General features: G+C 50.3%; 9 protein-coding genes, 1 pseudogene and 1 riboswitch. Of the genes and pseudogenes, 6 read left to right on the top strand and 4 right to left on the bottom strand.

Annotated features, from left to right (window positions below):
* Positions 1-272: pseudogene (locus C2M36_RS16960) on the top strand (hypothetical protein); the annotation flags it as partial.
* A gap of 251 nt (positions 273-523) precedes the next feature.
* Positions 524-1,012, top strand: coding sequence for a hypothetical protein (locus C2M36_RS04580; RefSeq protein ID WP_158678854.1), 489 nt, complete (start codon positions 524-526; stop codon positions 1,010-1,012).
* Here the strand turns inward: C2M36_RS04580 and C2M36_RS04575 are convergent.
* Both C2M36_RS04575 and coaD read right to left on the bottom strand, forming a co-directional pair.
* On the bottom strand, positions 977-2,380 hold the full coding sequence (locus C2M36_RS04575) for a capsule assembly Wzi family protein (RefSeq protein ID WP_105253905.1): 1,404 nt from the start codon (positions 2,378-2,380) through the stop codon (positions 977-979). The genes C2M36_RS04580 and C2M36_RS04575 overlap by 36 nt on opposite strands.
* On the bottom strand, positions 2,377-2,859 hold the full coding sequence (gene coaD, locus C2M36_RS04570; protein WP_105253904.1) for a pantetheine-phosphate adenylyltransferase: 483 nt from the start codon (positions 2,857-2,859) through the stop codon (positions 2,377-2,379). The genes C2M36_RS04575 and coaD overlap by 4 nt, the downstream gene beginning before the upstream one ends.
* A gap of 150 nt (positions 2,860-3,009) precedes the next feature.
* On the opposite strand from coaD, the gene C2M36_RS04565 reads away from it, so the two are divergent.
* Positions 3,010-3,651, top strand: a complete 642-nt coding sequence (locus C2M36_RS04565; RefSeq protein WP_105254005.1) for a TetR/AcrR family transcriptional regulator — start codon at positions 3,010-3,012, stop codon at positions 3,649-3,651.
* A 149-nt stretch (positions 3,652-3,800) separates the two neighbouring features.
* A complete protein-coding gene (gene thiI, locus C2M36_RS04560) occupies positions 3,801-5,258 on the top strand; it encodes a tRNA uracil 4-sulfurtransferase ThiI (RefSeq protein ID WP_105253903.1) in 1,458 nt (485 codons plus the stop codon).
* On the opposite strand, the gene C2M36_RS04555 is transcribed toward thiI, so the two are convergent.
* Positions 5,239-6,159, bottom strand: coding sequence for a ketopantoate reductase family protein (locus tag C2M36_RS04555; RefSeq protein WP_105253902.1), 921 nt, complete (start codon positions 6,157-6,159; stop codon positions 5,239-5,241). The genes thiI and C2M36_RS04555 overlap by 20 nt on opposite strands.
* On the bottom strand, positions 6,138-6,491 hold the full coding sequence (locus tag C2M36_RS04550) for a VanZ family protein (protein ID WP_105253901.1): 354 nt from the start codon (positions 6,489-6,491) through the stop codon (positions 6,138-6,140). Before C2M36_RS04550 ends, C2M36_RS04555 begins: the two co-directional genes overlap by 22 nt.
* A 131-nt stretch (positions 6,492-6,622) precedes the next feature.
* Between C2M36_RS04550 and C2M36_RS04545 the strand changes: the two genes are divergently transcribed.
* Positions 6,623-7,105, top strand: a complete 483-nt coding sequence (locus C2M36_RS04545) for a YajQ family cyclic di-GMP-binding protein (RefSeq protein WP_105253900.1) — start codon at positions 6,623-6,625, stop codon at positions 7,103-7,105.
* 81 nt (positions 7,106-7,186) lie between these two features.
* Positions 7,187-7,342: riboswitch (cobalamin riboswitch) on the top strand.
* 41 nt (positions 7,343-7,383) lie between these two features.
* Positions 7,384-9,228 (top strand): TonB-dependent receptor domain-containing protein, encoded by a 1,845-nt coding sequence (locus C2M36_RS04540; protein ID WP_105253899.1) that lies wholly within the window; start codon positions 7,384-7,386, stop codon positions 9,226-9,228.
* Positions 9,229-9,527: the final 299 nt, after the last annotated feature.

Genomic DNA, 9,527 nt, shown 5'->3' with positions numbered 1-9,527 from the left:
TGGTGCAATTAAGAAAGAAGAAAATAGCCGCACTCTACTATTGCATCGCTGGTCTCACCGTTAACGGCCTTCTTCACCTTTGGGTGTATTGCGACCTCTATATTATAGAAACGGAAGAATATTGGTGGTTGTGGAGCCTCTATCCCCTAAGCGTCAATGTGATTGATGCCATTATTATCACTGCATTAATTATAAATAGGGACTTTTTAGGACTGTGCTGTGCTGCAAGGGGCTTTAGAGGGAAATGGCTAAGATTCGCTTCGAATAGTTAGTAAAAAGCCGTGGAGATTGTACGCTTCTATTGACTAAAGTGAGATGCTTAATTCTTCGAGAGGGCTTGGGTTTCTAGCTGTGCTGTTAATATAGTGTTATATTCTGAGTGTTTTTGAATTCCGTTTAATAACCCCCTTCTCTCTAGGTGAAACAGTGCCAATAGCCTCGCAAACCATATCTACGGCAACGGAAAGTTAAGCCAATGCTACTGGACCCTAATCTTCTAGTGGAATTTTATGAATCTGGTGAAATGGCTAAGTTGATCGCTGCCTTTATCAATTGGGGTTTTATGATGGCACTGCTTTTTAACCTGGTAAGCTATTCAGAGTCTGTAAAGCGTGCTAATTCCCCTTTGTGGATATGTATCATCATTAACCTTTCATACCTTAGTACGTCATTTATAGAAAGAAGCTCTTTTCAATATTTACCCTGGGCTTTGGCTGATTTTATTACCATTGGCGCGCTCTACTTAGTTCAAAAAAATCGTAATCGAATTATTGCGTTGTACTACTGTATGTTCGGCTTGGCCGTAAACGGCTTATTGCATCTCTCGCTCTATATCGATTTACATATTTGGGGTAACTATGAGCCCTGGTGGCTGTGGAGCTTGTATTCGATAGGCATCAATTTGAATGATGCCTTGATGATCATCGTGCTGGTGGTTAACCGGGATTTCCTCGGCCTGTGCCGCGCTGGCCGTTTATTAAAAACGGTATTCCAGCGCCATGCTCACGGCTGAGTGGGTATCGGAGTCAAGATCATTAGACTCACGCCACAGATGTCCGGTGATATTGACTAAGGCGCCAAATATCCCCTGCTGATAGCCGATCTCAAGACGAGAAATATCGGCATCCATCTGCTCTTTTTCTATGCGACCAAGCTTAAGGTGTGCACCATAGCCGCCCATGCGGTGATAGGTGGCGCCTAGCGTCAGAGCTTCGGCATCCGCGCCCATGGCCGGGCCTAGGTTTTGCTCTCTGTGTTGATAGCCTTGTGCTATACCCAGGTTGCCATAGTTGCAGTTGTACTCGGGTAATTGCGATACGCACTCGCTGCTGGTATCCGTGTACTCGATATAACCGCTGAGCAGCGCCTGCTCCGTACCATAGTGCGTTTGCGCGCCCAAGGTAAAGGCGCCGTCCTCGGCGATTAAGGCGGACTCAATGTGGCCGGCATATTCGCCATAGATGGACAGGGGCAGTGTGCCGATCAGGGTCGAGTATTTAATATCCAGGCTGCTGAGCTTTTGCTCGTCGGCCAGCTCGTCTGCGTTTATAACCATACCGCTTAGTGAGTCGGGGTAGTGCAACCATTCGCTCTTGGTTTGGCTTAAGCCAAGTTCAAGGCCTTGAATGGGGGTGGCACTGAAGCGCCAGCCCCAGAAATCACCGTCTTCAACTTTTTCTTCGCCAATTTTACTCACCTGGCTTTGCTGCTTGGCAGCGATGGCGGTGAAGTTCCAAGGACCGATAAAGGCAAGCCAGCTCGGACCATAGTAGTTGGTATCATGGCGAGTTAGGCGCACGCCGGTCATGGCCTGGGCATTGTTTGACAGCGCCAGGGCATTTTCCTGACCCGGCCCCCACCAGTGGTGAATTTTTTCACCACTGAGCGACCAATTGCCCAGCAGCGCGGCGACATAACTGCCATCGTAATTAACATATTCGCCGTCATTGCTGTCGTCACGGTAGCTGACACTCACCTTGGCGCTGGCGGTTTTACCCGTGAGGCTGCCACTGGTTTCTATGCCACTTTTTGCCTGGTTGCGAGGGCCAAAGCCTTGAATTGTGTGCGGCTCGGAATTGGTAAATACGCGTACGCGGGAAACCGTGCCTTGCTGCGCATATTTCAGCGCATGTTGTACATGGTGATAAGCAAACCGCGCCTGCGGCGTTAACTCTTGCACCGACACCGCCTGTAAATCACCGGCAATGCCTTTCCACATAAGCGGATAGGTGTTCACGGGGCGATTAATAACGCCTTGATTTACCAACATATCAATCGAGCTGCGTAGCAGTGCTGAGTCGGGATCAATCCAAGGGCCTGCGTGGGCCTGAGCGGCACACAAGGAGGCGCTAAGAGCTAGCGCACAACGAGATAGGGTCATTTTGATAGTTTTTCCTTTAATGCCGCGGCCACTTCGGGCGCAACAAATTCTGATACATTGCCGCCATGCAATGCGACTTCCTTGACTAGGGTTGAGGAAATAAAGGTATTTTCCTCCGCAGGGGTCAGAAACACGCTTTCTAAGTCGGGGTTCAACCTGCGATTCATATTGGCGAGCTGAAATTCGTATTCGAAATCGGATACGGCGCGAATGCCGCGCACCAGCACATTCGCTTTTTGCGTCTTGGCCAAATCGGCCAATAAGCCGCTAAAGCCAATCACACTGACATTGTCCAAATGGGCAACGATTTTTTGTGCCAAGGCGACTCGTTCATCGAGGCTAAAGCAGGGCTTTTTGTTCGGGTTGTGGGCGATTGCCACTATCACACTGTCAAACATTTTTGCTGCGCGCTCAATAAGATCCAGATGGCCATTGGTTAAAGGGTCAAAGGTGCCAGGATAAAGTGCGGTTACCTTCATTATCGTTCTCATTTTTCTAAGGTGCTGAGCGCATTTTAACAATCTTTGCCTTGGTTGCCAGCCCCAAATTAGCGACATTCAAGGAGTCATTGTTCAGCCAAGCCAAGATTGTTTATACTGCTAGCGATAAAAAGCTGGGTAGAAGTAAATATGAGTACTAAGGAACGCATTATTCAGGCGAGCATTGAATTGTTTAATCGCCACGGTGAACGCGCCATCACCACCAATCATATCGCCGCCCATTTGGGCATAAGCCCGGGTAATCTTTACTATCACTTTAAAAATAAAGAAGATATTTTGCGGCATATTTTTGTGCTCTATCGTCAGCACCTGGACACTCAGTTCAAGCCGCTGCAAGACGATGTTGAAGTCTTGGGTCAGTTAACCCATTATTTTGATGCCTTGTTCGAGCTGATGTGGAATTTTCACTTCTTCTACGACAACATGACCGACATTCTTGCCCGCGATGCGGAGTTAAAGGCCGACTACATTCAATTCCAACAAAGATTGTTTGAGCAGGTCAAAGATATTGTCCTAGTGCTTAACAACAAGGGCATTATCGCCATTGCCGACGAAGATGCGGCAGAGCTCACCCATATGCTCAAGCTGACGGTGAGCTTCTGGACGCCATACATCAAGGCCAGACGCCAAAGTGGCGAGCTTAATCGCGCTGATATCTATCAGGGGCTACTTAAGGTGATCACCCTGTTTTCCGCCTTCGCTACCGACGCCGGCCGCGAACAATTAGCGGCATTAAAGCAAACCTATCAGCTACGTCAGGAAAACTTCTAGTGGCTTAAAACCAGCGTAGTTGCAACATCTTCGCTATTATTTCCGTAAGCGCGCTGTTTTGCTATAATCGCGCGCTTTGAATCCATGGTCGCGGAAAATGGCATATGCCCATTAGCCGTCGGCCTTTATTGAGCCGCTACGAGTAAGTCATGATCAAGTTTATTGTTAAGTTGCACCCGGAGATTGCGATCAAGAGTAAGTCTGTTCGCAAGCGTTTTACCAAGGTTTTGGAAAACAACATCAAGATCATGATGCGCCGCATTGATGAGCAGGTAAAGGTTCGCAACAACTGGGATAATCTCACGGTAGAGTCACTCAGTGGCGATGAGGCGGTGCGTGTCGAGATGGCGGACGCCTTGGGCCGAATTCCCGGTATCGTGCTGTTTAACGAAGTGACCGAGGTGGAATTTACCACCCTGGATGATATCTATCAGCAGGCCCAACTGTTACTTGCCGATCAAATCGCCGGTAAAACCTTCTGCGTGCGCTGTAAGCGTCAGGGCCAACATGACTTTACCTCGAGCGATGTCGAGCGCTACGTTGGCGGTGGTTTAAACCAGCACGTTGAAGGAGCGCGGGTTAAACTGACTCGCCCGGATGTGACGGTTAAAATCGAAATCAAAGACCAGCGCGCTTATATAGTGACGCACGCCCACAGAGGCATGGGTGGCTTCCCGCTGCCGACTCAAGAAGATGTGTTGTCGCTGATGTCCGGTGGTTTCGACTCGGGTGTGGCCAGTTATCAAATGATCCGCAAGGGCGCCCGTACTCACTTCCTGTTCTTTAACCTAGGTGGTGCGGCTCATGAAATCGGTGTAAAACAGGCCAGCCATTATATCTGGTCGCGTTTTAGCTCTACTCACAAGGTAAAGTTTATCACCGTGGATTTCGAGCCCGTGGTAGCGGAAATTCTGGAAAATATCGAAGACTCGCAGATGGGCGTGGTGCTCAAACGCATGATGATGCGTGCCGGCAGTCAGGTGGCCGAAAAACTCGGTGTTCAAGCCCTGGTAACCGGAGAAAGCATAGGTCAGGTTTCAAGCCAAACCCTGGCTAATCTGAGTGTCATTGACCGGGTAACCGACACCCTGATCCTGCGTCCGCTTATTCAGCACGACAAGCAGGAGATCATCGATATCGCTCGTGCCATAGGCACGGCGGAAATGGCCGAAGCCATGCCCGAATATTGCGGTGTGATCTCGCGTAAGCCTACGGTTAAAGCCAAGCTTGATGTCATTGAAAAACAAGAGCAAAACTTTGATTTCGAGGTACTTGATACGGTCGTGGCCAACGCCACCATCATGGACGTGCGCGACATCGAAACTCAGGCTAAGGAAGAGGTAAAAGAAGCGGAGTCGGTCTCGCAATTACCAGCGGGCGCCGTGGTCGTGGATATCCGCTCGCCGGAGGAAGAAGACGCCAATCCACTTGAGCTGGACGGCATCGAGGTGGTGCACCTGCCGTTTTTCCGCCTAGCCACCAAATTTGGCGACTTGCCGCAGGATAAGGAATATTACCTTTACTGTGCCAAGGGTGTGATGAGTCAATTACAGGCCCTTATCCTGCATGAAAATGGCTTTAAAACCGTTAAGGTCTATCGCCCTTAATGCGCTGATAATAAAGCTGATTAACCGGCGCAGCCAAGCCTAATTGCTGCGCCGTTTTATACACATAGCCGCACATGGCATCAATTTCCGTTTCCCTTCCCAACAGCCTGTCTTGTAGCATAGAGCAACGATTATCCGCAGTCTGCGCCATCACCATATAGGCCAAATTAAGCGCCTGAACCAAAGAAAACTCCAAGCCCTGAGCCTTGGCCACAGTGATGGCTTCATGCACCAGCGCCATAATATCGCTGGCATACTCGGGTGCGCGCAGGGCGCCATTGCGTTGCTGCTGCCAGGTGGCCACCGGATTAATGGCTAGATTAACCAATAGCTTCTGCCAGCGGGCGCGGTGGATATTGTCACTGCCCACCAGGTTCGGTATTTGTCGTTGCCATAAGAGGAGCTGGGTAGCTAAAGATTTTTCAGCGGCCTGGTTAGCGGCCCCGAGCGTGCTTGGGCCCAGACTAACATGCACCACCTGATCTGGCGCCGGTTTATAGGCCGCTTGTTGGGTGAGCATAAAATACAGCGCCTGTTGCGGCCCCAACAGCCGGTTCAGCTCGTTTAAATCACTCATGCCGTTATGGCTGATGATAATCTGGGCGTCTTTTTTGAGTGCCGGCAGCAGCGTCGTAAGCGCCTCAAGAGCCTGGTGCGCCTTGGTAAAAAGCCACAGCTCGCCTATTTTTTGTTGTGGCGCCTGCTCCCCTGAGGGAGAGGGGATACACTGCACCTGCAAGGGCTCGCTATATCCTTGATAAGTATATTGATAATCTTGGGGGTGGTAGGCCTTGGTCAGTAGGGTGACCGGGCGGTGCTCACTAAAGAGCTTGGCAAAGGCCAGGCCAAGGGCGCCCGGACCTAAGATATAAACCGGCGTTAGCTGTTCTTTTTTTGCCATCGTGTTTGCCAAATATAGTGCAGAACAAAGTAGCTGGCGGCACCACAGGCATCGGCGACAAAGTCGGCGACAGAGGCCTGACGGTGGGGCAGCATACCTTGCATCCATTCGATGGCGGCGCCGTAGAGGCAAAGCAGAATTACTTGGATGATAAAGGGAATTTTAAAGGCTTTATCCATAATAAAAGCGAGGATAAAGAAAATACCGAAGTGGGCGACCTTATCAATGTGCGGAAACAGGTTGACCGCCGCGCCTTTAACTTCTTTGGCAAACAGCAAAGTAAATACAACAAGGCTAATTAAAAACAACCCCTTATAGACACGGCGCGTCACTATCACTACCTTAAAATCTGGTGAAAACGCAGGCAGTATAACAAACTAAAAACTGAATTCACTGTGTACCAATGCACAAAATTGTAAATCTCAGGGTATAATCACAAAAATTTAAGTTTAGGAGAGCCCCCATGCCTTCATTTGATATCGTCTCTGAAATCGATATGAGCGAAGCAAAAAATGCCGTTGAAAACGCCAAACGCGAACTGGAAACGCGCTTTGACTTTCGTGGTGTTGACGCCAAAATTGAGCTTAACAACGAGCAAATCGAATTAACCGCCGAAGCCGAGCAGCAAGTTATGCAACTGTTTGATATCTTTGCCAGCAAAGCATCCAAGCGTGGTCTTGATGTAAACAGCTTTGAAATTCAAAAGGCCGACCTGCATGGTAAATACGTAACCCGTAAGGTGGTTATGAAGCAGGGTATTGAAAAAGACGTGGCCAAGAAGCTGGTTAAAGCCATTAAAGACAGTAAGATCAAGGTACAGGCCGCGATTCAAGGCGAAGAAGTACGTGTGACGGGTAAAAAACGTGATGACCTTCAAGCCGCTATGCAAGTGGTGCGCGAAGCCGATCTAGGTCAGCCGTTCCAGTTCAAGAACTTCCGCGACTAAAACAGCCCGATTCTAGGGTTGTAATTATTTCGTCAATGGATGTATAGACGTCCATTGACTTTCCCCTCCTTACTGCGCACAATAACGCCGCCTTGTTATGGTGCCTTGCAGAACTCGCCCATTGGTTATGTGCTCAGGGATAATCGGGAAGTAGGTGTGAATCCTACGCTGCCCCCGCAACGGTGATTTTGGTATTTGCCAATCAGTCCGGAGACCGGCCATAACGCTTATCTAACCAATTATAATCCTGTGCGGTGGGCGCGGGTTAAGGGATCTACATGTATAGCAAAACCAAGGTGGCGTTGTCTTTGGCGGCACTTTTTTCTGCATCTGTGGCGGCGCAGTCACAGCCAATCGAACATATCACGGTCACGGCCAATAAATTTGAACAGCCTCTTGATAAGGTGCTGGCCAGCGTCAATGTGATCACCCGTGAAGACATTGAGCATGCCGGCGTGCGCGACTTGCCGGCGCTGCTTTCCAATTATGCCGGTATCGATATTGTCCGCAGCGGCGGCCAAGGGCAAACCAGCAGCTTATTTATTCGCGGTGCCGCCAGCCGTCATTCGCTGGTGGTGGTGGACGGCGTTCGTGTTGGCTCCGCCAGTCTGGGCTATAAGGCCTTAGAAACCTTGCCACTGAACAGCATTGAGCGGGTGGAGATCATCCGTGGTGCCCGCGCCGCCTGGTATGGCTCAGATGCCTTGGCCGGAGTGATCAACATCATCACCCGCAATGGCGACAGCCAATCCCTGTCGGTATCGAGCGGCAGCGACAACTATGTGAATGTTCAGGGCGCCTATGCCCTGACTCGGGGCGCCTTTAAGGGCGCTATTAACCTGGGTTATGAACAAACCGATGGTTATGATGTGACCACAGGGCAAGACCCGGACCGCGACGGTTATGAAAACCAAAATATCGGCGCCCGCTTAAGCTATGACTTTGATACCTTAGGTAAGCTGGAGTTTGTTGGTCAATACAGTGACGCGGAAGTTGAATACGACGGTGCCAGCAGTGATTTCAGTAAGTTTGAAAACTACCATCTGCAACTGGGCTGGCAAAAGGCCCATGGCCGTTATGCCCATACCCTGAAAACCGCCTTGGTAAAGGACGACAACTTCAACACCCTGAAAACCCCCTACCCAGGTTACAAGGCCAATCAGTATATTACCGAGCGCGACGAGCTGGGTTATCAGCTCAATATCGCCCTGGGTGACGCCCTGACCATCAGCTCGGGCCTGGATTATTACTATGAAGATGTGGGCGACTCCATCAATGCCTACGCCCTCGAAGGTCAACCGCAGTCGGGTTTTGTCAACGAAACACAGAGCAACAAAGGCGTGTATCTGGGAGCCTATTATAACCACGAGGTCTTTAGCACCAATGCCGTGGTACGTAACGACGATCACAGCGAGTTTGGCGGCGAGTCGACCTATAACCTGGCGCTTGGCGTCCCTTTTGCCGATATCGCTACCTTACGCGCCAGCTACGGCACCGGCTTTAAGGCCCCGACCTTTAACGACGCCAGCTCAATTTGGGGCGCCAACCCGAACTTAGAGCCGGAAGAGTCGACCAATGCCGAGCTCGGACTGCGCCTGAATATTGCAGGCGGCCAGTACGATGTGGCGGTTTATAAAAACACCTTCGACAACCTCATCGACTGGGGCGTTAATGGTCCGGAAAACGTCAATAAGGCCAGCTTTGAAGGCATTGAGTTGAGCGCCGAAGTTGAGGACTGGTTTGGCATTAATCATACGCTGAACTTCAGCTATGTGGATGCCCAGGATGACAACACAGGTGAAGACCTGGTACTGCGCGCCAAGCGCACCTTTAACTGGGGTCTGGGTAAGGAATTTGATAAGTGGTATGTGGGCGCCCAGCTGCAATACCGCTCGGATCGCGTAAGCTATTACCGTACTCACCTGCCAAGCTACACCTTGCTTAATGTGAATGCGCGTTATCAGCTGGTGGACAATATCAGTTTTGATTTTGCCATTGAAAACCTGACCGATAAGGAATACGTCACCAATGTTGCCGCCACGGACTGGACCACGGGTGCCATTACTTCTGAATATATCGGCGCCGAGCGCAAGGTATATGCAGGGGTGAGCTTATCGCTGTAAATGAAGAGGGCCTCCGAAAGGAGGCTTTTTTTGTCGGGCCGCCGACATTTGCTTTAACTGATAGATCTTGTCGCGTTGGCGACGAGCGACCGAAGAGGGACAAATTAACTTGGCTACAAGTAATTCGTCCCTGAAGCTGCAGTCCTGTCGGCATCCATGCCTCCACCTCCTCGCGCTGCGAAGCGATGCTTCGGTCACTCGTCGCCCCTCTTTGGAAACCCCGCGAACCCGTGATTCGCTATTGCTTGCGAACTCGGTTTTTTGTTAAGCGCTCCGCTTAGTCCTTGATGCGATTTAAC

It is taken from the genome of Pseudoalteromonas sp. T1lg75 (assembly GCF_002964705.1).
Lineage (GTDB): Bacteria > Pseudomonadota > Gammaproteobacteria > Enterobacterales > Alteromonadaceae > Pseudoalteromonas.
This window is presented reverse-complemented; position numbering and strand designations above follow the sequence as displayed.

Excerpts from the sequence above, each read along its gene's own strand:
- C2M36_RS04565 (WP_105254005.1), top strand. The coding sequence starts at position 3,010 with ATGAGTACTAAGGAACGCATTATTCAGGCGAGCATTGAATTGTTTAAT.
- coaD (WP_105253904.1), bottom strand. The coding sequence starts at position 2,859 with ATGAAGGTAACCGCACTTTATCCTGGCACCTTTGACCCTTTAACCAAT.
- C2M36_RS04575 (WP_105253905.1), bottom strand. The coding sequence starts at position 2,380 with ATGACCCTATCTCGTTGTGCGCTAGCTCTTAGCGCCTCCTTGTGTGCC.
- C2M36_RS04555 (WP_105253902.1), bottom strand. The coding sequence starts at position 6,159 with ATGGCAAAAAAAGAACAGCTAACGCCGGTTTATATCTTAGGTCCGGGC.
- thiI (WP_105253903.1), top strand. The coding sequence starts at position 3,801 with ATGATCAAGTTTATTGTTAAGTTGCACCCGGAGATTGCGATCAAGAGT.
- C2M36_RS04540 (WP_105253899.1), top strand. The coding sequence starts at position 7,384 with ATGTATAGCAAAACCAAGGTGGCGTTGTCTTTGGCGGCACTTTTTTCT.
- C2M36_RS04580 (WP_158678854.1), top strand. The coding sequence starts at position 524 with ATGGCTAAGTTGATCGCTGCCTTTATCAATTGGGGTTTTATGATGGCA.
- C2M36_RS04545 (WP_105253900.1), top strand. The coding sequence starts at position 6,623 with ATGCCTTCATTTGATATCGTCTCTGAAATCGATATGAGCGAAGCAAAA.